A 24,817-nucleotide genomic window follows, 5' to 3' on the forward strand; every position below is an offset into this window, starting at 1 on the left:
TTTAGTCTTGATGGACAATCATAAAAAGCGTCTCTCTTATAGAATCCTTATTTGTTCATGGTTATAGCAGTTAGTGTGATATCATTCCTCTTCAGTCCCCTGACTTTAGGCTCCTTTTTGCCTTCCCTGCCTTTGGATAGCCTCTTCTCCACCCAAGGCATTATGGTAATGCTGTTGGCGGCTTATGCTGGTGCCATGTGGATGTTTCTCACCAGCGCCCCAAAAGTACACACTGTGATGGTGTCAGATTTGGAAATTGCTCGACAGTTGTATGAAGGGCTGCTAGATTTGCCAGCAGCAGAAGTGCCTTTGCACTACTACTACAATTACGAACAAACTTTAGGTGCAACTGGGGTTGATCCGTTGTATATGTCTACGGGACCCAGTTTGTCTAGTAAAATGATGAATAATGCCAACGATGGGCTTTGGTATCAATTGAAGAAAAACATCCAGCTACACGTAATTACAGGCGCAAGTTTAGGTGGCAAAAATCAGCAACGCCACGTTTGTTTTGACCACGACTGCCTGGAAATGATTTTAATGCGAGTCGAAACACGCGGCTTGAAATTCAAGATTCGTAACCAGAAGCCCCTGAATTTTTTGGTCAAGGACTATGAAGGGCGAGTGATTGAACTGGCTGAAGTAGCGAATTAGTTCTGATATTTTAGATTATTTTGGGTTGGGTTTGGCGCGATCGCTAAACCTAATATTTATTTATACAGCAGGTCAGGCGATCGCTCTAAGAGGATGTTTGAAAAGTGTTTGGCGGTGACTTTAAGCACTTTTAGATCCCCCCTAACCCCCCTTCAAAAGGGGGGAACCGGAATCAAAGTCCCCCTTTTGAAGGGGGATTTAGGGGGATCTAGAACGTTTTGTTACCGACAAGAGGACTTTTCAAACAACCTCTAACATTGATTATCTAAAGTCATTATCGGGTTTTGCTAAGTAAAAGCTTATGACTGTTGAAAAGATGTACACACCTCATCGATATGAAACAGATTTCTATGCTTGGACGCAAGAACAAGTTAGCTTGCTTAAAACTGAACATTGGGAACAATTAGATACAGTTAACCTGATTGAAGAAATTGAAACCTTGGGGAGAAGAGAACGGCAAGAATTGCGAAATCGTCTAGGAGTATTACTAGGACATCTACTGAAATGGCAATTTCAAGCTGAAAAACGTAGCAATAGCTGGTTTGGTACAATTCGAGAGCAACGTGTTCAAATTAAGCTGCTTCTACAAGATAGCCCTAGTTTGAAACCTTATTTAGATGAAGTTTTCGTCACTGTTTATGAACTAGGTTTAGCTTTAGCGATTCGAGAAATAGAGTTAGATGAAAATGTTTTTCCAGAAATCTGCCCCTACACTTTAGAGCAAACTTTGAATCCTGAATTATTACCAAATTTAAATCAGGTTGATGAACAGGGCGAGTAATCTTCCAAATACTATTTTCTCACGGTAAACCGTAGCAAATAAAAGCAGCCCAGTAACGAGGATGCGAAAAGGGAAATTGCTGAGTAGAATTTTCTATTTCTTTAATTCGTCTGTTCAATTTAGCATACATATTATATTCAAGCTTCCATTGTTGATATTCCATAGAATCTGAAGGATATTTTTTTCTATTTACTATCAGTACTTTTTCCCTTGCTTCTACTTCCTTAAATATTTGATTTAGGTCTAATTTTGTAAATTCTCGTAGCTGAATTTGGGCTTTCTGTAATGCTTCAGGACGGTTGTTACCTTCTTGCCTATTCTGGTAGTAAAAAATCGAAAATAATGCTGTAGCTAAATCATTAACTGACCACAGAGTACTAATTACACTTCTAGCACCAGCACACAAAAAGCCTGTGGAGAGAGTAAGAATATCGTCAGTTAGGGAAGGAGTACCTAAATTAGTTTCGCAGCAAGACAGAAATACTTCTACAAGTTGAGGTAAACGCCAGCTTGGTGTCATCAATTGCCCTAATGTGATGCTACTATCAGCTAATTTTAACTGTGATTCTAAGGGATTATCAAGGCGAGATTGGGCATGGTGACAGGAATGAAGTACTTGAACTTCTTGTGCTAATTGTCGATAGTTGTTAGAGGTGGCTTGACTACTTCCAATTAATCTATTTTCTGGTGGAATGTTGCACATTTGGGCGAGTTTTTCGCCTTCAAATCTTGCACAGGGAAGGTTATCTTCAGCATCTTCCACAGTTCCATATTGTAGAGATATTTCATTAGTCCCTACAGGATCGCGTTGTTGACAAAATTCTAAAATTTGGCAGCTTGGGGTATAACGAATGAGAAATTTATCTCCTAAATATTCCTGATATTCTCCTGTAGGCAAAGCAGCAAAGGGAATTTGATGCAGTAACAGGTGAGGTACTAAGATTAATTCTTCTATTCCTTGAAGATGTTCAGATATGAGTTCAGATATTTGTAGGCGTTCAGCTAGTTCGCGGAGAATACTGTTAATTTGAGTTTCCCATTTTTGGGAATCATTCATATAAGGCAATAACCAATTCTGCTCAATCCAGCTTTGCAACGTATCTAACCCTTGTCCTGTGCAGGTGTGGAGAGTAATCTGGTTTTGCTGCACGACAAAAATATGGGTGTCACTGTTGGTAGTGTAGAAACTGAGAATCGCTGTATTAGGTTGGTCAATTAGCTTTTGAATTTCTGATAATTTGAGGGGGTTAACTTGAATTTCTCCAGCTAATACGGGATCTTCGCGTCTGAGATTTTCCCAAACTTGTTGTTTTTGGGTTTCTAAAGTGGCGATCGCTTCATTATAAGCTTCCCAAGCAGCGCGTGTATCACTACGGCTATTTTCAGATTTATGGCTTTGGCGTTCTTGGTCAATTTGCCGTTGCAGTTCTTCATACTGCTGCAATAATTCTTGAACTTTTGGGGGGATTTCTTCGCCTTGAGAGAGGTTGTAGCTTGCCATTAAGTCTACCAGGCGTTTAGAACGCGATCGCTCTGAATACTCAAAGGCTTTGCCTACTTGTCCAGCGTTGATGCAAGCTTGCACCATGTTTTGGTAAACATCAATGGATTCTTCTAGAATTTCTTGGCGGCGAGTTTCGGAAGTTGCCCAAGTGCGACTGGTTTCTACTGCTTTGATGGCTAAATTGTATCCCTCAATGGCATCACACCAACACTTTTGGTCAAATGCTGTGTCAGCTAACTCATGTGCAGCGTCAAGACAATCTAAAGGAAAAGTGGTAGGTTGGAAAATTTCCAGAGACAGGCGCAAACAATCTATCGCCTTCTCAATCTGCCCAAGTTTTCGATAGCCAATACCGAGATTATATTGAGTACTTGCCCAATCTGAGGGAAAAGCTTTGCGGGTACATTCTTTTAAAGAAGCTTGTAAGCATTGAATCTGTTTGCTATGAAGCCCTAATTTGCCGTAAAAAAGTCCAAGGTTATTTTGCAGAGTAGCCCACTTTTGAGGAAAATCTCTTTTCGTATAGACTTTGGAAGCGGCTGTGAAATGATGAAGTGCTGCCTCTAAATTCTTTTGGCGATTTCCTTTGATGCGATCGCTGTACATTGCACCCAAGTTTATTTGAACCATAGCCCACTCTTGAGGCATAGTAAGAAGTGTAGCAATTTGCAGCGCTTTTTGATAGCAATCAATTGCTAACTCCAAATTTTGTGCTTTTTCACCTTTCACGCGTTGCCAATAGACAGTACCTAAATGGGATTGAGTTGTCACCCACTTTACAGGGAAAGCCTCATAATTACGGACTTCTAATGCTGCTTGAAAATATTTAATTGCTTGTTCTTGATTTTCTACGCGATCGCCTTTAATGCGATTACAGTAGGAAAGACCTAATCCATCTTGGATATTACTCCATTCTTCTGGAAATGCTTCACAGGTAAAAACTTGCAAGGCATCTTTATAGCAGTGGATAGATAACTCTAAATTCTCACCTTGATCGCCATAAACTCGTTCTTTCCAGAAATTGCCCAGATTTAGATGAGTGCTTCCCCATTGTTCAGGAAATGCGTTGGTAGTACATAATTTTAATACTTCCTGACAATAAGCAATTGCCTGTTCTAAATTATCTGCTCTATTGCCTTGTATTCTTTCTGAGTAGGCAATGGCTAAATTATTTAAGGTGTCTGCCCATACTTCAGGAAATGTTTTTGAAGTTAAAATTTGTAAACTATTTTTATAACAGAGAATTGCTTGTTCTAAATTTGAGGAGCGATCGCCATAAACTCGGCGACGGTAAGCTACACCCAAATCAATTTGACAACCTGCCCATTGTTCAGGGTATGTCTCGCGGGTGAAAACACTAGTAATCAAATCATGTCCAGCAATAGCAATTTCTATGTTGATTGCTTTGTTGCCTTTTGGAAATTCCATAATTGGCTCTGTAAACATGATCATACCCGATGCTGTATGTATGTCTTCAAGAGATGAATCTAGGTTAGATGGCTCAGTTATACCACTCTTAACCTCGTGGCAAAATTGAGCAACTTTTTCTAGATTTACTTGAGAACGTATATACTCTGTTATACATCGCAATGCCAGAACGAAATTATCATTTAATTTATCAATATTTGCTTCTAGTAAAGGATATAGAATCTGTGAATCTCCTGAAGTTTCATAGCTAACTTGCAAGACCTTAGCCACAAAATCTAAAACTTCATTTTTTGGGACTATAGCATTAGATAATCTAAATTTTATATTACCCGCGATATTCATTAAAAATGAAGCCTGTTCTTGCTTACCACCTTTGGCTAGCATCATGGCTACAATCACCATTGTCTGTACTAATTCAGCATTAATCAGATTTTGGTTAGCTCTCAAAAGCTCTGGTATTTTGGCACGAGAACAGTCCAGTAAGGCAAATATTAGCTTGAGATATGCTTTGTGAATTTTTCTGCCACCTTTTTTTGGTTTCTCTGAACCGAATCCTTTTCTCATATTTATTTATGCAGTTGAGCTTTAGTTGTGCTTACTCAAAATCTCTGCCAACTTCTCTAGCAATTCTTCCGCTAAATCCAACAACCCAATTTCATCAATTTCATCACTAGTTCCGCGATTAATTTCTGCAACTGTCACACTACCCACTAATACATTTTTAACACCAAAAATCCGCTCTTCTTCTTTCGATAGCCTCAAACATCTTTCCAACTCTACAGCAATCTCTTGGAGTGATTTATCTTTTAGCTGCTTTCTTACCCTCACCACTACCAAGTCATCACTTTCCATAAAAATAGTCACTGATTATACAAAACTTTGCTGTCCATCTTCGTCTTCTCCCCATGTTTCTAGCCAATCTCCATCAACATCATCACAATATAAATGGGCGGCTTCAAGCCCATACTTCATGATGTCATCTTGCACTTTTTGAGCCGCTTCTACAGCTTGTAAAAAGTTGTCTAATCTCTCAGATTGTTTTTCCTTAACCATAAGGACTCATTTTGTTAAGTAATAATGTCGCTATACAAGTTCAATAAATGAAATTGACCGATAACTATAAATAAAATCTCTGTCATCCTAAATATCTGCCAGCTTTTCTAGCAATTCTTCAGCTAAATCCAACAACTCAATTTCATCAACTTGATCACTACTTCCGCGATTACTTTCTCTACACGACACATTAGCAGCCAAAACATTTTTCACAGCAGAAAGTCTATCTTCTTCTTCAGATAAACTCAGACATTTTTCCAACTCTATAGCAACTTCTTGGATTGTCCTTGAACCCAAACGCTCTCTCACTTTCACCGCAACCGAATCATCACTTTCCAGCAGTTTTACCAAAGCTGTTCTCAGTCCATCATCTTCGCCAGAAAACTTCTTAACGGCTACATGCACATATTCCCGCACGCTCATATTTGCCGCCAATGCCTTTTGGAAAACTACATCTGGTACATCTACTAGTAATACACCTTCGTTATCGCTAGCTTGGTATAAATCATCCCCTTGTTTGACGGCTACCAGCAAATCTGCACCCAAGGTATGTAAATAGTGCAACACCGATTCCAACTCATGTTCCTTTAACGCCGACTCCAGTTTGGACACCGCAGCCTGTTTTACTCCTAGTTTTTCTGCTAGCTGTGCCTGAGTCAATCCTGCTTTATTACGTATTTCCCGCATGGCATCAGTAAGATATAGGCGCAGATACTCTAACTTTCCCGCCAAAATCACCTCTGGTTCGTCGCTTACCTTCTGCTCCAACCAAGCTTGAAAATTAGGTTTTTTCATCAATTTTCCCTCTGCTGCAATTCATGCAATCTCACTCTTGCAGGTTCTTTGTCTCTATCTTTGATAGCGTTGTCGTATTTCTTCATAAAGGCGTGCAGCACCACAAAGCGCTGAGGAGTAGCAGCCCTTAATATAAACCGTGGATTATGTTCGCTTTTAGTCATACGTAACTCATACAAATCATCTTCCAGCTTCTCAAAGATGCCACTGTTAAGTGATCCGAGTCCTTTGTCGCAGAGGTAGCCAAGATTAACTTGCAAACGCCTGGTTTCGGAAGCACTCAGTAATGGCTTTGGTAGATTTTCTGGTTGCTCGTGTTCCGGAATCATCCTAATGAAAAAAGCAAGCAAATCTTTGGGAATTTCCCCATTGACATCTTGATAAAGTTCCCAAGTCCAAGTCACTTCCTACCTCACAGTATATTATTCCTTCTAAGGAATGTCAATCTATTATTCTTTTAAAGGAATATCATATAGATTACAGGAGTGCAACTAAGATAATAGAAGATTGAGGCATAAAAATGGTGCGTTAGGCAAAGCCATAACGCACCCTACAGTTGAATGGTACTTACTTTCTCAACTCAATTGTTCATACTTAAATTTGCCTTTAATCAACTTGTTAAAATATTGACCTTTAGATGGTGCATTGTCTAAGTCTTCCTTGACGCTATGAGGTACTTTGAAATACTCGTAAACACTTCCACTATCAAATTCGATAGTCAGTGTTTGAGTTTTTGAATCATAGCTAAATTGCTTAATAACGCTACCTTCAGGCTTGAGTAGAGGGAAGGCAATGACATCCCGAATGCTGGCAGAATCAGTTAATAACATTACCAAGCGATCGATCCCAATTCCTAAACCACCAGTAGGCGGCATACCATATTCTAGGGCGCTGAGAAAGTCCTCATCTACACCGTGGGCTTCCAAATCACCAGCAGCTTTTCTGGCAGATTGTGCTTCTAAACGTTCTCTTTGGTCGATCGCATCAGTAAGTTCTGAGAAGCTATTCCCAGTTTCTCGCCCGACGATAAATAACTCAAATCTTTCTACCAAACCAGGTTGAGAACGATGAGGTTTTGCTAGGGGCGAAATTTCTACAGGGTAATCAATTACAAAGGTAGGTTGAATTAAATTAGCCTCTACCTTCTCTTCAAAGGCTAAATTTAGTAACTTACCAATTGATTGGGCTTCATCTATCCCAGGAATTCCAGCATTTTTACTTGCTGTTTTTGCTTCTTCTAAACTTGGGAAAGAATTGAAATCTAAACCTGTAAATTCTTTCACTAAATCGTGCATTGTTACCCGCCGCCAAGGTGGTGTTAAATCTATAGGTTCCCCTTGGTAGGTGATTTGCAATGTGCCGAGTACTTCTTGGGCAACAGTGGTAACAATTCCCTCTGTTAGCGCCATCATATCGTTGTAGTCGGCGTAAGCTTGGTAAAGTTCAATCGTCGTAAATTCGGGATTGTGTCGAGTCGAAATTCCCTCATTGCGGAAAACCCGCCCTAATTCAAAAACCTTTTCAAAACCGCCGACAATTAACCGCTTCAGATGAAGTTCTGTAGCAATTCGGAGATACAACTCCATGTCTAAAGTGTTGTGGTTGGTGATAAATGGACGTGCATCTGCACCCCCAGCTTCACTTTGTAAAACTGGCGTTTCAATTTCCAGAAAATCTCGTTCTTCTAAATAGCGACGAATACCGGCAGTAATTTGGGCGCGACGGCGGAAAGTTTGCCGTACTTCCGGGTTCACAATTAAGTCAACGTAGCGTTGACGGTAGCGCTTGGCAACATCTGTCAATCCATGCCACTTGTCGGGTAGAGGCAACAGAGATTTAGTCAGGATGGTATATTGTTTGACGTAAACAGATAACTCGCCCTTTTCAGTCCGTTTAATTGTACCTTTGGCTCCCAGGATGTCGCCAGCATCTGTGAGTTGTTTCAAGTGATTGAAGGCATCGGCATCAATATCTGCCATAGCTTCTTGGATGCGATTTTTATCCAAATAAAGCTGAATTGTGCCAGTTTCGTCTTGTAAGGTAAAGAAGGCTAATTTACCAAAAACGCGACGCGCCATAATGCGTCCGGCGATCGCAACTTCTAAATCAACTTCTTCACCACTGGCTAAATCGGCAAATTGTTCTTGTAACTGGGCTGCATGATGGGTGGATTCCCAACGATATGCATAGGGATTAGTGCCTAACTGCCTTAGCTGGTCTACTTTTTCCAGCCTAGCGGCACGGATATCTTCTTCCGACATGGTAACGAACTTTCAGGGGGCAAGATTAATTATAGATGCTGCAATCAAGTGGGGCGATTATCTGCTTTTTTTAAAGACTCTAGAGAAAATATTATATTATTGAGAGGATATTTGAATACTTTAGATCCCACATTCTACAGCCCAACCGTCACAAGCGGTAATTTCTGAAAAAAAGCCTTGTAAGAATAAAAATATACATCTCAAGGCAAAAAATCCATTTGAGTAATCGCCATAATTCACTTTGCGCGATCGCACCTACGCCACATTTTTGACTGAGATAATTCCTTCACCACACCACTGGATCAGTAGCCATCTGTCAGAATCTTTATCCAGTGCTGGCTTGAGACGGAAGTTAAAAACCTCTTGCCATACCTCTATTCCATACTGGGATACAAAATCTGCTTCCAGTTCTTTAAACTGTTCCCATTGCCGATTGGCGATCGCGGTCAACATGGGAATGATTGCGGTGATTGAGACTTGGGCGGCGATGGGTGTCATTCTGGATAGTCCTCAAAAATACAAATAATCGGCATGGGTGGTTTTTTGGTGTTGATGATTTTAACCAACCGTTTACCCTTGCTTCTGGCAAGCGCAAAACAGGCTAACTCTATTTCTGCTGCCGACCAATCCCTTGGATCTGTTACCGGGTCAAACTCTTCTTCATCTGAGTTGTTTGATTGGCTGTCATCGGTCATGCTTTGATTCCTTAATCGGGACTGCGACTAGGTACGGCTACACAAATTTTCACGCAAGCGTTTCAACCACAGTCCCCACCACACAAGCTTTATTCAAATTAACGCCGCTCAAATTTGTACCTTCTAACTCTGCACAAAGCAAATTCGCTCCGGAAAAATTCGCCCCTGCTAAATTCGCCCCCCGCAAATCAGCTTCTTCCAGGTTTGCTTCACTCAATAAAGCCCCTTGCAAATCGGCGCGGCTCAAGTCTGTACCTTTGAGATTTGCCCCTGTCAGGTTTGCACCGCGCAAGTCAGCACCGCGCAAGTCAACACCTTGCAAGTTCACATTCATTAAATTGGCACCACTCAAGAAAGCACCCACCAATGACACATCACTGAGTCTTGCTCCCATCAAGTTAGCGCCACGCAAGTTACTACCCCGCAAGTCAGCGCCTGTTAAATCTGCTTGCATCAGGTTGGCTCCCATCAAATTCGCCCGTAAGTCAGTTTCTTGGAGGTTGGCTCCCATTAAATTTGCCCCCTCCAAATGCCCACCTTCGAGTTTAGAACCAGCAAAATTAGCACCTACAAGGGTAGCGCCAGCAAGATTAATCCTGCTTAAATCCAGTCGGGAGAGTTCCTCGTCTTCTAAATTTGCCCCTGGAAGTTGTTTGAGTTTTCCTAATCTAATGGCTTCAATATTCATGTAAAGTAACTACCAATCTCTTCACTGATCTTGCTGTGGCTATCCCATTGGGAATCAAGTATCCAGATGCCGGCGCTGAATTTGGGTGTCATCAAGGGTAAGTCAAGTCCCTGTTGTAAACCCATTACTAATAAAGCTAGGGTATCTACAAGTTTAGGGTCAAAGCGGGTAGATTGTTGCTGTCTGCACTCATCTAAAGCTTGAGTAAATATCTGTTCCCGGCTTTGATTTGACGATTTTCGCTGATTGAGTCGCCACTGAAAATCTGCCAATAATGCCAAAATCCTCGACTCTAGAGGTATTTCATCTCCAGCTAAACCTGCTGGTTCCCCTGTGCCATTCCACCACTCGCTTTGGTGAGTGATAATTTGGGCAACTGCTCGTAATCTTGGCATGGTTCGCAATACTTGCGCCCCTGGTACTAAGGGACAAGTTAATGGAGAACTGGGGGCATCTTCTTGGTAACGTGTGGATATACCGCCTGTGAGAACGCTTTCTGCTTTTTGTAATGGATCTATGCGATGTAACAAAGCCGCTAGCCGCAACCTCTTAATTTGCCATGCAGGAAGATCCAAAAGCTGGGCGATCGCTTCTGCAAGAACTACTACTTCCGCAGCTGCCATTGGATTGTTGACATCTGCCATATCCATCAGTTGCGCCATTCGCAAAAAGGCTTGGATTTCGTTAGAAACCAAGTTGCGATCTAGGCTTTGTTGCTGAAGGGCTGTGGGGATGGATAAATTATCTTGCCCAGTCTGGAGGTAATCTACTACACGGGAGACAACTGCACCTAAATTTTGGGATCTGTCCATTGAAGGTACAATTTGTTCTTTATCACTGGTGAGTTTTTTTGCCAGTTCTGGGTTGTATTTTTTAATGTGAGCGATCGCTATTTCTGCTGTCTCTTGCACTAACTCCGGCTCAAATGTCCACAAGCCATAGAATTTACGCTCTAAGTCTGATGTCGGTACTCCGATACTGCCATAATCAGCTTCTGATAATTCTTGACAAATTACCATTGCTGTGTATTTAGGCGACAAAATAATTAAGTGCCACTCCTGCGCTACTGGATCGCCTGAATCTAATCCTACTAAGTCTACATTGGGTAGCTGGCTGGTGGGATGCTCTCCAAAGCCAGATTCAGAGGCGGCCATGATGGCAATTTGGCAGCTGCGCTGGGCGATGTCTGCATATCGATCAGCTTCTTGTAGATACCATTTCCCCTGTTGAAAGGCTGTGATGACTAAGGGTGTACCGTCGTCGGTTAAAATATGGTCTTCTAGAGCGTGGCACAGGGCAACTAGGGTATTTTTGTAATAAACACCGAATCGAATTGGCCTGGTGGTATGGCGATGGGCTGTTTCTAGCTTTTGTAAGATTGAACCTTCTAACATGGGATTTGATAAAAATAACCGCAGAGGCGCAGAGGACACAGAGGAGGAGAAATTCGGTTTTTTAGGATATACCTGCTAACTGTTTTTCTTTCGTTTCCATTGGTGCAGAAAGTGCTGCTTCTAAGTCGGCACAACCCAGTTTTTCCTCCAAGATGTTCATGACTTCGCGCCCGAAATCGTTGGGGTTTTGTTGCCAAGCTTGTAAGCACACTTCGCCGAAGAATGAACCAAGGGGTTCGGGATTCCAAAGGAGTTTTTTGGCTGTCCACGGCATCAAACTCATTGGATCGTATCCTGGTTTGAGGATGCCTTCTTTGAAAGCGTATTCTTCCAAATGGGTATGGGGTTGTAGTCCAATAAAGAAGATAGCAGGTTCAACTTTATCAGCACCAAAAATCTTTTCTAGTTCGCGGTGGTAAGCGATAGTTTGGCGAATGGTTTCGGGACGTTCGTCAATGACGTTAAACGAGTAGTTGACAGAAACTAAATCGTTAAAACCAGCTGCTTTTAAATCACGGCAGTTTTGCAAGACGGTTCGTAAGTTATACCCCATCCGCATTTTCCGCACGAGTTCTTGAGAACCACTGGTAATCCCGATTTCAAAGTAATTCATCCCGGTTTTCGCCATCAAGTCGCACAACTCTGGTGTCAAATTGTCGGCTCTAATATATGCTGCCCAATGGATATCTGTCATACCAGAATCGACGATTTTTTGCAATAGTTCTATGGCATCGTCGATAAATTTTCGCGCTGGGATGAATTGGGCATCGGTAAACCAAAAGTTGCGAATGCCGCGATCGTATAATTGGCTCATCTCGGCAACTACTTCATCTGCTGGGTTGATGCGTACTTGTTTACCTTCAACAACCGTATAAACGCAATAACAACAGTTGTGGGGACAACCACGCTTCGTTTGTACACCTATATAAAAGTCTTCCTCTTGGAGGTAATAGTTAAATTCCGGCCAGATACTTTCGATATAGTCGTAGTTACAAGCTGTTTTTTCTAGTGGGGTGGGTTGTTCGTGAATTAGCCGTTTGCGTGGTTGAGTTTCTCCCGCAACATAACAGCGTTCATCTCGAAAATCTTTACCACTTAAAAGTTTTTCTAGCAGAGTTTCCCCTTCACCCACAGAAATAATTGTCCCATTGGGTAAGCTTTTACCCAATTGTTCGTAAAATACGCTGACTGCACCACCACCTACAACTACACGGGCATTAGAATTATATTTTTGGGCACGCTTTAAACCGCGTTTAATTAAGCCCTGATTTCGCCATAACTCTACATAGTAAGCGATGAAGATTCTTAAACCGCCCAAGCCACCACGTAGTTTTAATAGAGGATTCTTAGCGTAGTAAAATTCAAAGGCGTTTTGCAGTGGGTTGCCACCACGTCCGCCAACTGGGGCATAAATTTGAATATCCCGCCAAGAAAATACTAGCAGTGTCGGTTTAAATTCATCGATACAGCGATCCAGAGCAGAATTGTAGTCTAAAGGTGGCACTGTTCCTAAATCAAAGATGCGCTGTTCAATATTAGGGAACTGCTTATGGACATGATCGCTTAGGTAGACAACCCCAATAGGAAAGATGGGGTTACAAGGAAGGCGAACGTAAAGAATTCGATTTTCCATCATCTGTGTTTTGACTTCCATCTTGCCAATCTTTCGGGAAAAGTGAGAAAAAATTCAGTTTTAAAGGGTGTTTTTGTTTTCTCTGCTTTATGTATATCAAAATATTACTTGATATTAAAGCCAATTTATGGTATTTAGGCTTTTTAGCAACTGTATAAATCAATAAAATTGCTTTGCATACCAAATAGATGGTATTGACAGAGGGTTTATGAAGAAATTTTTCATATAGCTTTACGATAACATTGAGTTTATTCATTAAGCGATGATCCCAGCCTATTCATTCTGGAATAGACCAAAGAGCAAAACTGACTTCTTCAGTGAGCAAAAAGCAAAGAAATCATCGTTATACCAATTCCTTAATTATCTGTGTTCCGATAATTGAAACTTTTATACCGCGAAAAAAGCTTTTACATATAGTGTATAATTTTGAAAAAGCTATAAATAATTACACAGTTTTCACAACTAAAAATATTTCTTTAGACAGAAATAATCTACAAATACTCAGTTGGTATTCGGAGTTACAGCAACTGGGGATCAGTGAATGCTAGGCTTGGCTAGTGTAATGTAAAATTGTGGCGTAAAGCTCCTCAGCAGTTATGGCTCAAATATTAGATCCTCTACCACCTGAGCAATCGGGAAAAATTCTCTGCTGCTACATTAATGCCACGAGCAAAATACAGGTAGCTCGCATCTCCAATATTGCCAACTGGTACTTTGAAAGGGTTGTTTTCCCTGGACAACGTTTAGTTTTTGAAGCTCCCCGAAAAGCTCAATTGGAGATTCATACAGGTATGATGGCAAGTGCAATTTTATCGGATAAAATTCCGTGCGATCGCCTGATGCTCGAAGAACCCAGTAGCTATGAGTTTGATACAGACTTATCATCTGGAAAAGACTCTATTAATACCCAACCAATAGTGCAGCAACTTAATACAAATTCCGGAGATAGTATAAAACCCTTACAATTTGCTATTTAGCAGCTGTTGATTAAAAAAAACAATTTGACTCAATTTTCGGGTTGCTGAATTCAGTAGCCCTTTTTATATATTGGGGATTGGGCAAAACAGTGCTGAGTTAGGATTAAGGATTAAGGATTCTTCCCCTGCTTCCCTTGATCCCTCATCTTCCCAATCCCCAATCCCCAGTCCCCCTCATTTCCCCGATCTCATCTACAATCATTCTTATGAATCTGCCTTCATTTCTTTGGTTGTGGAAAATGGCCGCCTGGTCAATGGGGTTGTCTCTGCTGGCATACCTGATGTTAGCAGTCACTGGTTTTTGGATGTTTCGGACGAGAACTTCGCAACAATTCCCTTTTATTACTCAATTTTTGGGCGGAAACACAGAGGTGCGATCGCTCCACTATCTAATGGGCATCAGTATGGTAACTTTAGTGCTATTATTGCTGGCGATCGGCATTGTTGGCACTTTAGGTCACTTTGGTTCTTTGGGACATTCATCACACTTGATCGCTGGATTGATAGTGGTAGTTTTGGTTTTACTATCTGCTTTCAGTGCAACGCAAATTAATCCCAGACGACCTTGGGCTAGACCCTTACACATCGGCGTCAATATTATTTTATTTCTAGGATTTGCCTGGGTATCCCTTACTGGTTGGATTGTAGTACAAAAGTATCTACCTTAAAAATTTGCCATTTGAAAGTGGCATAGCTTATCTACGACAGTCTAGGTAAGTTTATATTTTAGGGGCTTCCAGAAATTAAATTATTCAATTTTGGAGCGAAGATGATCGTTAGATTCTTCCTCATGCTTCCCCTGCTTGTCAAAGCGATAGGATATTTTTTAGTTGGAAGTCCCCTACCGAACAATACTGTGCCATTGGCAAAAACTACCGTGATGACAGTCAGTCTAGTTGACTGTGTGTTAATTATGCAGTTTGTTCTGGTTCCTGTGCTAAATTTTGCCCAATTTTTGGCTCAGTACCGGCAATTATTCGTTCGATATTACTGCGATGGCGTAAAATCACATACAATCCACCGGCAATCCCAAACAGAATATATGGTAATGGTTGATGCAAAAGTAGCATGAAAATAGGAACAGCGATCGCACCTGAAATTGAACTCAAAGAAACAATCCGCGATATCGCTACAATGACGGCAAACACACCTGCTGTTGCTAAACCTACATGCCAATTCATTGCCAACAAAATACCCAAGCTGATAGCAACAGATTTACCACCAGTAAAGCCCAAAAAAATTGATTTACTGTGTCCAAGGATGGCACATAACCCAGCCACAGTTACTAACCACGGTTGCCAGAGTTGTGCATCTACCGTTGGAGGGATAATATTTTGACTGGTAGCCAAGTTGAATAACCAGTAAACTAAAGCGATCGCTAATACTCCCTTCAAGGAATCAAGTACTAAAACGAATGCTCCTGGACCTTTTCCTAAGGTTCTCAGCACATTAGTTGCCCCAGTGGAACCTGAACCAACTTGTCGAATATCAATACCTTTTAACTGCTTCACAGCAATATACCCAGTGGGAAAAGAACCCAGTAGGTAAGCTATAAGCACAATTACCCCGCATAGAGTTAACCAGATAGCCATATTAACAATTCAAAATTCAAAATGACGCTTGATGACTCGCTAACGCTGCGCTAACAAAATTCAAAATTAAGAAATCCAGAGAATACCTCTCAATAGAATTTCTTTTTGAAAATCCAGTCATAAGAATTACACAAAACTACGTACTAGAGAGGCAATTCTTGAATTGCCCCTATCTGAATAAAGCACAGTCTTACATAGAACTGGTAAGCTGTTAGACATTTCACTTGCATATTACCTGGAATTAAAACAGTTGTGGGGTGGGCATCTTGCCCGCCCTAGTTATGCAAATTAAAAGTACATTAGCTTATGACCAATGACAAATGACTAATTAAAAATCATCATCATAGTTTCTCACTGTTTTGGGGTCGGGGGCAAAGGCCAACCATAGAGGAAATTGCAGCAGAGACAAACTGATTTGATCTTCTGAATCGTCAATGATAATCAACGGCAATTGATTGGCTTTCACCAATCGGTCTGCTTTTTGGGCGACAGCTTCAGATGCTTCAAATAATACCACTCCTCGGTCTGGGCCGAAATCTGGGCGACCAATTCCGAGACAGTCTTGCAAACCGCGCCGCCATTCACCTAATCTTTCGGGTGTATTAGCTAAGACCAAAGTCCGGATGCGATCGCCATGCAGCTTGTGTAATATCGAAATTGCGGCTGAAGCAATTAAAATATTTTGCAAGCGACTACCCATTGTCCGCAAACCACCCCGTCCTCCTTGGGTGAAAAACCAGTTTGAGACTCGTTCAGCGTGGATTGGTTCAAAGGTGCGGCGCAATTGCCACGCCGGACCATAGTAATCTGGTTTATTACGGTATTGGTCAATTAGACGGCGAATTTGCTTTGTCGTATCTTGAAACTGTTGTTGGGCAAATTGTGGCACTCCTAACTGAGGTTCAGCTGGTTTAGCTTCTTTTACAGATGGTTTTTCTTTTTCTACTACACTTGGCGTTAGTTGCAACTGCTCAGCAGCGACGGCTAAATCTTGTAAGCTACCCGTGAGATAGTCTTTAAAACCCTGTACCCGAATTGCTAAATCTTGGGATGCTCCCGCAAAAGTAGTTCGCATTTCATTGCGGATACGTTCTTGACGACGTTCTAGCTGTTCTATAGAAATTTGCAGCGCTTGTTTGCGTTGTTCTAATTGCACTAGTGACTCTTGGACAAGTCGTCCCAGAGAGGTTTGAGTTTCACTCAATTGTGCCTGAAGGCTTTTGTACGAAACTTCTAGGCTAGCGATTTCTTTTTTCAAGGCTGCTTCAGTGCTTTGCAACTCTGCCACTCGCTGCTGTGCGGTGGTGTATATTAAATTGTTTTGTGAATCTGATTCTATTTCTGACCCCAGTTCCACAGTTTTTGGTTGTAACTGCACCACAAACTCGCCATTTGAATTTTCTGTTGGCTCTCCTCTAGAATCCACCTCTTTTGTATTGGAGATAATCGGCTCAAAAGTTGCATAGTCTTCTGATGAGCTAATGGCTGCTGTTTCTAACACTGAATCAACAGATGAGTTGGGTGGATGTTCAGCTGCATTAGTCTGTTTTTCTTCTGGTAACCGCTCATCAATTGGTTCTGGGGTTTGAGATGCCTCTGGGTTCATAAACAATAGTGTAATTCCTATGATGCGAATAAATATCTTTCAGAAATATTACAATTGACAGGCTCTCAAAGTCTTAAGTTCGAGATGTACTGAAATATTAGCTTCTGTCAAGATTAGAACTACTCAGTATTTAGGGATAACTTTGAGATGAGCTTTCTTCGATTTAAAAGTTGGGTAACTCAGCCTTAAATACGGGGACAACGTTCTTCCAAACAACTTTTCAAGGTGTTGGGGTCAAATAAAATCGGTAAAAAGTGAATGCTTTTAATTTCTTTAAAGTAAAACAGTATGGGAACTGTATTCCAGAAAATACGCCAATTTTGCCATTCCTGGTACGGAAAACGTCGAATCAATTTCTCGCCTCTGTAAATATCTAAGTCAGTGGCAGTAAATTGCAAGCGTAATGTCAACGCCTGAAACATGAGAAACAAGCCAAACAAGGCGAAAGCAAAGCCTATCCACGGTTGTAGCAATATTAGTGGAATAGCAGCAATCACCAACACCACAGGTATATTGTAACTAGGCTTGAGTTCGACAGTTGAAGTGGAGTTAGGAGCAAATGAACTGGTCACAATCTTAAATCCTGCTTTGTTAGTAGATATCTTTCCTATTTTAGGAGTTAGGAGTCAGGAGTTAGAAGTGAGGAGTTAGGAGTGAAAAGCTAGGAATTCTAACTCATAACTCTTAACTGCTAACTCTTAGAGACCTTGCAGAAATCCACTACCAGTACCCTGAAACATTAACCAAGAAAGAAAGAAGTTGCTAACAAAGATAATTAGCAAGGCAGTCACAACAGCAGTTGTGGTTGACTGTCCTACACCTTTGGCTCCTCCGGTTGTCGTCAAGCCCCAACTGCAACCAATTACAGCAATTAAAACGCCAAAGCAACAAGCTTTGATCATGGCACTAAAAATATCCCAGATCCCAAGGAAGTTACGGGCTGACTCTAGAAATACCGTATCAGATAGGTTGTAGATATTTGTCGCAATTATAAATCCTCCGAACATTCCTGTTACCAAAGACAGGAGAGTTAAAATTGGCAGCATTAAACAGCAAGCAAGTACGCGTGGAATAACTAGATAATCGATTGGATCTGTTTTTAATAGCAACATGGCATCAATTTGTTCTGTTACTCGCATAGTACCGATTTCGGCTGCAAAGGCAGAACCAACTCGTCCTGCCAAAACCACTGCTGTTAACACAGGAGAAAGTTCCCTTGTTAACGCTATGGAAAGCACTCCACCGATAATGTTCCCTGCGCCAAAATTGATAAATTCTCGCGCCACCTGAATGGTAAACACCGCACCAACAAAAATAGCCGTCAATAGGGCAATAAATAGGGAATCTGGCCCGACTGCTGCCATTTGTTCTAAGGTGTTGCGCCGATGGATTTTGCCTCTCAATAGGTGAACTAGTACTTGCCCACCCAGAAAAATCGCCGCCAGCAATCGCTGACTCCATTCTCCTAAACTGGATTTGGATGTAGTCTGGTTCAATGTTCTGTAGCTAACTCGGTAACTGCCTTAAGAATAGCGGAAGTTATGGGGAATGGGGAATGGGGAATGGGGAATGAGAAGAGGCACAGGAGAGCGAACTTAGGGGAAATAGATAATTTTTTATTTTCCCCTTGGTCTGTGCCCCATGCTTAAGTTCCTGATTTCCGCGATCTATCACATCCCCTTGCTCCCCATTAACCACTCTCTTAAGAAAGCTAAACATTAACTTAGTTTAAAGATGTTCTCAGAAAATAATGCTGCTATTAAACGTTTTGCTCAGCAATAAATAGGTGCTGATTTGGGAAATCACCCTCATTTACAAGGGTTTTGTAGATTTAATTCCTTTTTGCTATCCACAGCATGTGGTGTAACTGATAGCCGTTTCTTTTAATTAAAACTTAAGATTTTTGACATATTGTCTGCTCGGAAGCGATCGCCCGTATTGTAGAAAATGACAAACCGCTATCCAGCTATTGTCATCTTCATTCACGGAGTTTGTCTTAAATGACTATTTTCACTAACTTTCTCCGCTCCCTGCTACTGACGATCGTTTTTAGTTTTATCGCTCCCATGTTCCTAGTTGGCAGCGGATTGCTCCTTTTATCTGCCATCGGTCACTTGCCAAGTTTACAAGAGTTCACTGAGGCGATCGCTACTCAGATTGTGCATTTTCTGGCTACCTTTGGCAGTGGGACTCCCCTACGCGGATTATTGGTAATTAGCTTGACCTGTAGTTTTGTTGGCGCACTATTTGATATGTACGCTTATTACCGATGTCAAATTTTACGAATAGATTCATAATCTTAGGTGCTTATCGGCTATGCAAGAAGTGAAGTGATATTTTTCTAAGTGAAAGTACTCTTGGTCTTAGCATAGTGAAATATTTAGTCTTGTGTAATCAATTTATATCAATTAAATTGACACTGCGAAAATTCTTAAGTTAGTTATTAGTTATTAATTACTAATGATTAGTGCTAGTCTGCAAAAGTCACCCATTAAAAATTAAAAAGTCTTTTCACTAATTTTCAATGGTTAGTCTATGTTCAGACGTTCTGTATTAGTATTAATATAGTTGCAGGACTAGATCCAACTGATTCCCAAAAGATGGAAAATTTGTAATACCAAGGGTTTGGGTATTTTTAATTCCGTAAAACAGCTAAAATATTCTTTCTCAACGATCGCGCTGGACGCTAAACTAGAATTTGGTATTTTATACTGTAGGTGCAAGCTTCAAAGCTTGATTGCCTTTTAGCAAAAAGATGAAATCAAATTATCTGCAAAATATAAAAAGTTCATTAAAATCGTGACGAACACAATCCCTACTCATGTTTCTTAACAGAGTAAAATAGGTCGTCTGACCGCTGGGCATCTTAATATTGAGATTATTACGAGGTATGTTGACAACTCATGGTTTGGCCGTTTAAGCCCAAGTTTAAAAAACAAATTGCGCGGATTGAAATTACTGGCGCGATCGCCGGTGCTACTCGCAAACGCGTCCTAGAAGCCCTAAAAACTGTAGAAGAAAAAAAGTTTCCGGCATTATTGCTGCGTATCGATAGCCCTGGGGGTACAGTCGGAGATTCCCAAGAAATCTACAGCGCCCTGAAGCGTTTGCGCGAGAAAATCAAAATCGTCGCTAGCTTTGGCAATATTTCGGCTTCTGGAGGAGTCTACATCGGCATGGGAGCAGAACACATTGTAGCCAATCCAGGTACGATTACGGGAAGTATTGGTGTGATTCTGCGTGGAAATAATTTAGAACGCTTACTAGAAAAAATTGGTGTTTCCTTCAAGGTAATTAAGTCTGGTCCTTACAAAGACATTTTGGCTTTCGACCGACAACTGACTCAACCAGAAGAAAGTATCCTACAAGAGTTGATTGACACAAGTTATCAGCAGTTTGTCCAAACGGTAGCTGATGGCCGTTCTTTAACAGTAGAAGCTGTGAAAAGTTTTGCCGATGGGCGGATTTTTACTGGGCAGCAAGCCTTAGAATTGGGTGTTGTAGACCGCCTGGGTACAGAAGAAGATGCCCGACGCTGGACAGCAGAATTGGTCGGTCTCGATCCAGAAAAAACTCTCTGCTATACCCTAGAAGAACGCAAACCTTTATTGAGTCGTCTTCTACCAGGAAGTCGTCAGGTTTCATCAGGAATTCGATCTGGAATTGATTGGCTCGAATTTGAAATGTCTACTAGTGGTTTACCCTTGTGGTTATATCGACCATAAATGATTATTAGTCATTGGTCATTTGTCTTTTGTCCAGAGTTTAATGACCAGTACAACTCTTAGAGAGACTGCGCCAACGTCTTTGTTCAGTACAAGTGACTAATGACCAATACTTCGACTCCTTTCGACTTCCCTCAAGGCAAGTCGCTCAGTACAAGTAACCAATAACCAATGACTAATTAAGGAGGATTGTGGCGTGGAGTGGCAAATGCGGGCTATTCGCGGGGCAACAACAGTTGCCGAAAACACTGTTGAGGCAATGCAAGAAGTGGTTACAGAACTACTAGATGAATTAGAAAATCGGAATCAATTTCAGCCGAGGGATATGATTAGTGTGACTTTCTCGGTGACACGCGATTTGGATGCTATTTTTCCAGCTGCGATCGCTAGATCGCGTCCAGGTTGGGATAATGTGGCCATGTTGGATGTGCAGCAAATGCATGTTGAAGGCAGCTTACAGCGCTGCATTCGGTTCTTAATTCACGCCTATCTACCAGCTTCCGCGTCAATTCACCATATCTATTTACGCAACGCCGCCAGCTTGCGTCCCGATTGGTGTTTGCCTCAGCCTTTACAAGCGTCACAGTCAGTAGTGAAGTCAAAAGTGTAAATTATTTAAATAAAATATATTTAACAAACAGCCTCTCAGTGTCAGCTGTGAGCAAGCAATGTCTACGAGGGGTTACGCGGCTCTCGAATTAGCAAAGGAAATGCTGGTGTGGAGGAATAATTCGGTTCAACAATTAATAATTCAATTGAACAATAATCTCTAAAGAGTACGATTGTAGCAATTAAAGGTGCGATCGCTTCCAGAGGTTATTTTTATGGTTGTTGAAAATTATTTTTAGTTTAATTGAGCCTAATATTCTTCGCAACACCGTTGCTATGTTCAAGCTTGTTTTGACTTAGCGGTAAAGACTCTTGAGAAAGGGATTCTAAAAATTTAACTGCTTTTAGTAAAGATTCTCCCGATAATTCTTCCAGCAGTGTTATTCCTCTTGAGCGAATTTTTTCAGGTGGAGTTATGGGCAAGTTGACCTCATTTACATCTAGCTTCAACTTTAATCCAAGTTTTTTGTCGTCCTCTCTGCCTAAAGTCTTATCCTTGCAGGTTTCTCGCTGTTGTAACTCTGAGCTAGTTATGAGCAGGGGAATGGTGGCGACATCATAATCATCCGGCTCTAATAATATTTTGAATGCCTGAAAACATCGAGTGAGAGAGTATCGATCGACTTTGTTGTTACAGCTAAAAATCTTACACAGGGTATGAGAGTCTAAACCTGTCTGAACACTCAGATTGATGAGTGTAAATCGCTTGTTGCCGTTTTCATTAAATTCTGTTTGTTGTTTTGCTAACTCAAGTTTATGTAATCCTTTAGGCGTAAGGATAACTCCACGTATGCGTTGTTTTGGAAGCATAAAGAAACAGTTGGATTTAATTTACGCAACATTTTAGGCAAAAAAGAGAGTTAGCCGAGAGGGAATATCTTACTATTATGTTTATGTTTATTTTCATCGCAAAGGTTATTAGACATACCAAAAAATCCTTATGAGAATAATATATCTAATGAGAATAATAATATACTTAATTTTTTTACAACATCCTTTAAATATTTTAAAGTAAAATTTTTTAGTTCTGTGCCCTTATTCAGTATAGCTATTGGTTTTTTCAGGTCTAATTCTGGGTTTGATGCTCAATCTGTATCATGGTTGACTTCTCAGCTACCAATGTATATATTTTTATCTTCTTGTTTTTTATGGTTTATATTCCCACTTAGATACATCAAGTCGATCGAAGATAACTGGCTCAAGAATATACCATTTATATATAATAAAGATGCCGAAGATGACCAAAAATCCACAGAATTCGTCAGAGCGATCCCAATTATAGGGATCATTATAATATTATTATTCTCTAACTTTGGTAGTGGCACTCCGACTCTTGATCAGGTTAAATATTTGTTCTCTCTAGTATTTTGTTTTATTTGTTTGACTTTAGCAGTTTATTTTATTGATTCGATTTGTAAAAACAAAAATCAAATTGAAAAAGATATTAAAAAAGATACAGAAGCCCTTATGGAAAAATTAAGAGATTCGCTTAAACCAAAAATTTTAATTCTGCTGTTTCTTTCAGTAATTTTTTTAGTATGTTTTATAGGTTGGCCGAGTAAAGTTGGGACATCCTCCTTCCAATGGGTATGCCAAACTTTTGGCTCAATCACGCTAATTGCTTTATTTCTTGTGACCCTTCTGGCACTTGTATATCCTCTTTATTATTTTGGGTTTCATAAAAATATTCAGATCACCGCTTTTGCAGCAATTATATTTCCTGTAATACTTGCTTTTGGCTTTAGCGGATTTGATCTGAATGACAATCATCAAATCAGACTTATCACTCCTACCACTCCTACCACTCCTAGTAAAGAAGAAGTTGAACAGAAAGCATTAGCATTAAATTCAAAGTTTGAACAGTGGCGAGGAAAACGCCAAAAAGAGATTGCTAAACATAAAACTCCATACCCTATATACATTATTTCGGCGCAGGGAGGTGGAATCTTTGCTGCTTATCATGCGGCATCAACGCTATCACGATTACAAGATTTATGCCCTGCCTTTGCTCATCATGTTTTTGCCATTAGCGGTGTCTCTGGTGGTAGCCTTGGTGCTGCGGCATTTTCTAGCTTGGTTAAAACTGCACCTCCTTCAACAACACAGGATTGTTCGCTAAAGTATAGGCAGAATGAGCCTCTAAAGAATAATAGGGGGCTCCTAGAAAACAGAGCGCATGAACTGTTAGATAAAGACTTGCTATCTCCCTTGCTTGGAGCAGGATTATTTTCTGATTTTGTTCAACGTTTTATTTTTATTCCTATTGAGAGTTTGGACAGAGCCAGGGGTCTAGAGTATGCGTTTGAAGGTGGGTGGAACAAAAAATGGAGTGAGGATAATAATCCCCTTGCAAATTCTTACTACGAGCATTGGAATCCAGATAAAGATGATGCTCCTGCTCTTGTCTTAAATACGACAGTAGTAGGGACTGGAGAGCGTTTGTTGTTAAGTCCGTTCAACTTCAATTCTCCAGGTTCAAAATTTCCGCCTCTTAATGATATTCGCACTGTTGCTTGTAATGTTAATGAAACTGGTGGTCTTATTGACTTTCCTCTCAGTACGGCTGCTGTCCTCAGTGCTAGGTTTCCATTAGTCACTCCAGTTGGTTGGTTTAAAAAATGCAACGATGCGAATGGTAAAGCCCTAATAAATAATAAAAATGAAACATTAACTTATAATAATGGTCTGAAAACTCGTTTAGCAGACGGAGGTTACTTTGAAAACTCGGGTTTCACAACTGCACGAGATATAGGTCAAAGGTTAGAAAAAATTTTAGAAAAAGAGATCAAAGATAAAACTTTCAAAGTTGTATATCTAGCCATCACTGATAACTCTTTCTTAGAACCCTCAAAAGTCGAAGGACTAAACGAACTGTTGTCACCACTTCTAGCTTTGTTGAACTCAAGAGAAGCCAGAGGACGTAGTGTTATTAAGCAGGGTGAATACGAACTAGACGGAAAAATTCCTGATAATAAAAAGAATGATTTACAGGAGCATCGGTTTAGGCAATTCTATTTAACTCATGTAGACGGTAAAACTCCAGTAAAGAACAATGACGGTAAAAATCCAGTAAAAGCGCCTGAATTACCATTAGGATGGTATCTCTCGAAAATTTCTCAAAACGCGATCAGGGATAGGGTTGGAAATCCTATAGATTGTTCACCTGGGAAGCCAGAGGATAATAATAACTGTGTAATGAAATCTATCATAGAAGAAGTAATGTCGAGCCAATAGAGAAACAGCAGCACAGTTATTAAGTTTAGCGATCGCTCTTAAGCTCTCATTTTGGAGGTCAGAAGTCCAGTTATAGGTTTAAGGATGACACTAGGAGCGATCACCAAGCGATCGCACTTTCGGGAAACTTTCGAGGTGATCGCTCAAATCCAAAACCCTCAACAAAACAGAGAAAGCAAGGGGCTAAA

At 40.7% G+C, this 24,817-nt stretch carries 24 protein-coding genes; 8 read left to right on the plus strand and 16 right to left on the minus strand.

Annotated features, from left to right (window positions below; genetic code table 11):
* Window positions 1-57 precede the first annotated feature (57 nt).
* Window positions 58-654, plus strand: a complete 597-nt coding sequence (locus ACFG4S_RS11510; protein WP_392534923.1) for a glyoxalase-like domain protein — start codon at window positions 58-60, stop codon at window positions 652-654.
* Window positions 655-970: 316 nt separating this feature from the next.
* Window positions 971-1,435, plus strand: coding sequence for a DUF29 domain-containing protein (locus ACFG4S_RS11515; protein WP_392535960.1), 465 nt, complete (start codon window positions 971-973; stop codon window positions 1,433-1,435).
* Window positions 1,436-1,454: 19 nt separating this feature from the next.
* On the opposite strand, the gene ACFG4S_RS11520 is transcribed toward ACFG4S_RS11515, so the two are convergent.
* From ACFG4S_RS11520 to ACFG4S_RS11570, 11 genes are all read right to left on the minus strand, one after another.
* Window positions 1,455-4,931 (minus strand): CHAT domain-containing protein, encoded by a 3,477-nt coding sequence (locus ACFG4S_RS11520; protein ID WP_392534924.1) that lies wholly within the window; start codon window positions 4,929-4,931, stop codon window positions 1,455-1,457.
* A 21-nt stretch (window positions 4,932-4,952) separates the two neighbouring features.
* Complete coding sequence (locus tag ACFG4S_RS11525) at window positions 4,953-5,219, minus strand: hypothetical protein (protein ID WP_392534925.1); 267 nt, start codon at window positions 5,217-5,219, stop codon at window positions 4,953-4,955.
* 15 nt (window positions 5,220-5,234) lie between these two features.
* Window positions 5,235-5,420, minus strand: a complete 186-nt coding sequence (locus ACFG4S_RS11530) for a hypothetical protein (RefSeq protein WP_392534926.1) — start codon at window positions 5,418-5,420, stop codon at window positions 5,235-5,237.
* 87 nt (window positions 5,421-5,507) lie between these two features.
* On the minus strand, window positions 5,508-6,215 hold the full coding sequence (locus ACFG4S_RS11535; protein ID WP_392534927.1) for a helix-turn-helix domain-containing protein: 708 nt from the start codon (window positions 6,213-6,215) through the stop codon (window positions 5,508-5,510).
* The gene (locus ACFG4S_RS11540; RefSeq protein WP_392534928.1) at window positions 6,215-6,619 is read right to left on the minus strand and encodes a type II toxin-antitoxin system RelE/ParE family toxin; all 405 of its coding nucleotides are present in this window, start codon (window positions 6,617-6,619) and stop codon (window positions 6,215-6,217) included. The genes ACFG4S_RS11535 and ACFG4S_RS11540 overlap by 1 nt, the downstream gene beginning before the upstream one ends.
* Window positions 6,620-6,790: 171 nt before the next feature.
* Window positions 6,791-8,476: a lysine--tRNA ligase gene (lysS, locus tag ACFG4S_RS11545; protein ID WP_392534929.1), complete on the minus strand. Its 1,686-nt coding sequence runs from the start codon at window positions 8,474-8,476 to the stop codon at window positions 6,791-6,793.
* 255 nt (window positions 8,477-8,731) lie between these two features.
* Window positions 8,732-8,974 (minus strand): hypothetical protein, encoded by a 243-nt coding sequence (locus tag ACFG4S_RS11550; RefSeq protein ID WP_392534930.1) that lies wholly within the window; start codon window positions 8,972-8,974, stop codon window positions 8,732-8,734.
* Entirely contained in the window at window positions 8,971-9,171 is a 201-nt protein-coding gene (locus tag ACFG4S_RS11555) for a hypothetical protein (RefSeq protein ID WP_392534931.1), read from the minus strand. Before ACFG4S_RS11555 ends, ACFG4S_RS11550 begins: the two co-directional genes overlap by 4 nt.
* A gap of 49 nt (window positions 9,172-9,220) precedes the next feature.
* On the minus strand, window positions 9,221-9,859 hold the full coding sequence (locus tag ACFG4S_RS11560) for a pentapeptide repeat-containing protein (protein WP_392534932.1): 639 nt from the start codon (window positions 9,857-9,859) through the stop codon (window positions 9,221-9,223).
* Entirely contained in the window at window positions 9,856-11,253 is a 1,398-nt protein-coding gene (locus ACFG4S_RS11565) for a DICT sensory domain-containing protein (RefSeq protein WP_392535961.1), read from the minus strand. Before ACFG4S_RS11565 ends, ACFG4S_RS11560 begins: the two co-directional genes overlap by 4 nt.
* Before the next feature lie 61 nt (window positions 11,254-11,314).
* The gene (locus tag ACFG4S_RS11570; RefSeq protein ID WP_392534933.1) at window positions 11,315-12,907 is read right to left on the minus strand and encodes a photosystem II high light acclimation radical SAM protein; all 1,593 of its coding nucleotides are present in this window, start codon (window positions 12,905-12,907) and stop codon (window positions 11,315-11,317) included.
* 575 nt (window positions 12,908-13,482) lie between these two features.
* Here ACFG4S_RS11570 and ACFG4S_RS11575 point away from each other — a divergent pair.
* Both ACFG4S_RS11575 and ACFG4S_RS11580 read left to right on the plus strand, forming a co-directional pair.
* A complete protein-coding gene (locus ACFG4S_RS11575) occupies window positions 13,483-13,863 on the plus strand; it encodes a DUF1830 domain-containing protein (protein ID WP_392534934.1) in 381 nt (126 codons plus the stop codon).
* A gap of 206 nt (window positions 13,864-14,069) precedes the next feature.
* A complete protein-coding gene (locus ACFG4S_RS11580) occupies window positions 14,070-14,531 on the plus strand; it encodes a DUF4079 domain-containing protein (protein WP_392534935.1) in 462 nt (153 codons plus the stop codon).
* 243 nt (window positions 14,532-14,774) lie between these two features.
* Here ACFG4S_RS11580 and plsY read toward each other — a convergent pair whose 3' ends face one another.
* From plsY to ACFG4S_RS11600, 4 genes are all read right to left on the minus strand, one after another.
* On the minus strand, window positions 14,775-15,455 hold the full coding sequence (gene plsY / locus ACFG4S_RS11585; protein ID WP_392534936.1) for a glycerol-3-phosphate 1-O-acyltransferase PlsY: 681 nt from the start codon (window positions 15,453-15,455) through the stop codon (window positions 14,775-14,777).
* Between the two features lie 328 nt (window positions 15,456-15,783).
* The gene (locus tag ACFG4S_RS11590; RefSeq protein ID WP_392534937.1) at window positions 15,784-17,061 is read right to left on the minus strand and encodes a DUF3086 domain-containing protein; all 1,278 of its coding nucleotides are present in this window, start codon (window positions 17,059-17,061) and stop codon (window positions 15,784-15,786) included.
* A gap of 185 nt (window positions 17,062-17,246) precedes the next feature.
* Window positions 17,247-17,663 carry a DUF3119 family protein gene (locus tag ACFG4S_RS11595; protein ID WP_392535962.1) on the minus strand — a complete coding sequence of 139 codons (417 nt, stop codon included), beginning with the start codon at window positions 17,661-17,663 and terminating at the stop codon, window positions 17,247-17,249.
* 96 nt (window positions 17,664-17,759) lie between these two features.
* Complete coding sequence (locus ACFG4S_RS11600; protein ID WP_392534938.1) at window positions 17,760-18,557, minus strand: MlaE family lipid ABC transporter permease subunit; 798 nt, start codon at window positions 18,555-18,557, stop codon at window positions 17,760-17,762.
* Window positions 18,558-19,061: 504 nt separating this feature from the next.
* On the opposite strand from ACFG4S_RS11600, the gene ACFG4S_RS11605 reads away from it, so the two are divergent.
* The 3 genes from ACFG4S_RS11605 to aroH all read left to right on the plus strand — a co-directional run bounded on the left by ACFG4S_RS11605 (window position 19,062) and on the right by aroH (window position 21,396).
* A complete protein-coding gene (locus ACFG4S_RS11605) occupies window positions 19,062-19,358 on the plus strand; it encodes a hypothetical protein (RefSeq protein WP_392534939.1) in 297 nt (98 codons plus the stop codon).
* A 606-nt stretch (window positions 19,359-19,964) separates the two neighbouring features.
* Window positions 19,965-20,786, plus strand: coding sequence for a signal peptide peptidase SppA (sppA, locus tag ACFG4S_RS11610; RefSeq protein WP_392534940.1), 822 nt, complete (start codon window positions 19,965-19,967; stop codon window positions 20,784-20,786).
* A 208-nt stretch (window positions 20,787-20,994) separates the two neighbouring features.
* Window positions 20,995-21,396 carry a chorismate mutase gene (gene aroH, locus ACFG4S_RS11615; RefSeq protein WP_392534941.1) on the plus strand — a complete coding sequence of 134 codons (402 nt, stop codon included), beginning with the start codon at window positions 20,995-20,997 and terminating at the stop codon, window positions 21,394-21,396.
* A 239-nt stretch (window positions 21,397-21,635) separates the two neighbouring features.
* Here the strand turns inward: aroH and ACFG4S_RS11620 are convergent, their stop codons facing one another.
* Complete coding sequence (locus ACFG4S_RS11620; protein WP_392534942.1) at window positions 21,636-22,205, minus strand: hypothetical protein; 570 nt, start codon at window positions 22,203-22,205, stop codon at window positions 21,636-21,638.
* Window positions 22,206-22,496: 291 nt separating this feature from the next.
* On the opposite strand from ACFG4S_RS11620, the gene ACFG4S_RS11625 reads away from it, so the two are divergent.
* Window positions 22,497-24,629: a hypothetical protein gene (locus ACFG4S_RS11625; RefSeq protein WP_392534943.1), complete on the plus strand. Its 2,133-nt coding sequence runs from the start codon at window positions 22,497-22,499 to the stop codon at window positions 24,627-24,629.
* Window positions 24,630-24,817: the final 188 nt, after the last annotated feature.

The sequence above is a fragment of the Nostoc sp. C117 genome, assembly GCF_043099735.1.
Lineage (GTDB): Bacteria > Cyanobacteriota > Cyanobacteriia > Cyanobacteriales > Nostocaceae > Nostoc.

Bases quoted from the DNA above. Each gene is read 5' to 3' on its own strand.
- ACFG4S_RS11525 (WP_392534925.1), bottom strand. From the start codon at position 5,219: ATGGAAAGTGATGACTTGGTAGTGGTGAGGGTAAGAAAGCAGCTAAAA.
- ACFG4S_RS11590 (WP_392534937.1), bottom strand. From the start codon at position 17,061: ATGAACCCAGAGGCATCTCAAACCCCAGAACCAATTGATGAGCGGTTA.
- plsY (WP_392534936.1), bottom strand. From the start codon at position 15,455: ATGGCTATCTGGTTAACTCTATGCGGGGTAATTGTGCTTATAGCTTAC.
- aroH (WP_392534941.1), top strand. From the start codon at position 20,995: ATGCGGGCTATTCGCGGGGCAACAACAGTTGCCGAAAACACTGTTGAG.
- ACFG4S_RS11560 (WP_392534932.1), bottom strand. From the start codon at position 9,859: ATGAATATTGAAGCCATTAGATTAGGAAAACTCAAACAACTTCCAGGG.
- ACFG4S_RS11580 (WP_392534935.1), top strand. From the start codon at position 14,070: ATGAATCTGCCTTCATTTCTTTGGTTGTGGAAAATGGCCGCCTGGTCA.
- ACFG4S_RS11555 (WP_392534931.1), bottom strand. From the start codon at position 9,171: ATGACCGATGACAGCCAATCAAACAACTCAGATGAAGAAGAGTTTGAC.
- ACFG4S_RS11520 (WP_392534924.1), bottom strand. From the start codon at position 4,931: ATGAGAAAAGGATTCGGTTCAGAGAAACCAAAAAAAGGTGGCAGAAAA.
- ACFG4S_RS11620 (WP_392534942.1), bottom strand. From the start codon at position 22,205: ATGCTTCCAAAACAACGCATACGTGGAGTTATCCTTACGCCTAAAGGA.
- ACFG4S_RS11605 (WP_392534939.1), top strand. From the start codon at position 19,062: ATGACTATTTTCACTAACTTTCTCCGCTCCCTGCTACTGACGATCGTT.
- ACFG4S_RS11510 (WP_392534923.1), top strand. From the start codon at position 58: ATGGTTATAGCAGTTAGTGTGATATCATTCCTCTTCAGTCCCCTGACT.
- ACFG4S_RS11550 (WP_392534930.1), bottom strand. From the start codon at position 8,974: ATGACACCCATCGCCGCCCAAGTCTCAATCACCGCAATCATTCCCATG.
- lysS (WP_392534929.1), bottom strand. From the start codon at position 8,476: ATGTCGGAAGAAGATATCCGTGCCGCTAGGCTGGAAAAAGTAGACCAG.
- ACFG4S_RS11530 (WP_392534926.1), bottom strand. From the start codon at position 5,420: ATGGTTAAGGAAAAACAATCTGAGAGATTAGACAACTTTTTACAAGCT.
- ACFG4S_RS11565 (WP_392535961.1), bottom strand. From the start codon at position 11,253: ATGTTAGAAGGTTCAATCTTACAAAAGCTAGAAACAGCCCATCGCCAT.
- sppA (WP_392534940.1), top strand. From the start codon at position 19,965: ATGGTTTGGCCGTTTAAGCCCAAGTTTAAAAAACAAATTGCGCGGATT.
- ACFG4S_RS11535 (WP_392534927.1), bottom strand. From the start codon at position 6,215: ATGAAAAAACCTAATTTTCAAGCTTGGTTGGAGCAGAAGGTAAGCGAC.
- ACFG4S_RS11515 (WP_392535960.1), top strand. From the start codon at position 971: ATGTACACACCTCATCGATATGAAACAGATTTCTATGCTTGGACGCAA.
- ACFG4S_RS11575 (WP_392534934.1), top strand. From the start codon at position 13,483: ATGGCTCAAATATTAGATCCTCTACCACCTGAGCAATCGGGAAAAATT.
- ACFG4S_RS11570 (WP_392534933.1), bottom strand. From the start codon at position 12,907: ATGGAAGTCAAAACACAGATGATGGAAAATCGAATTCTTTACGTTCGC.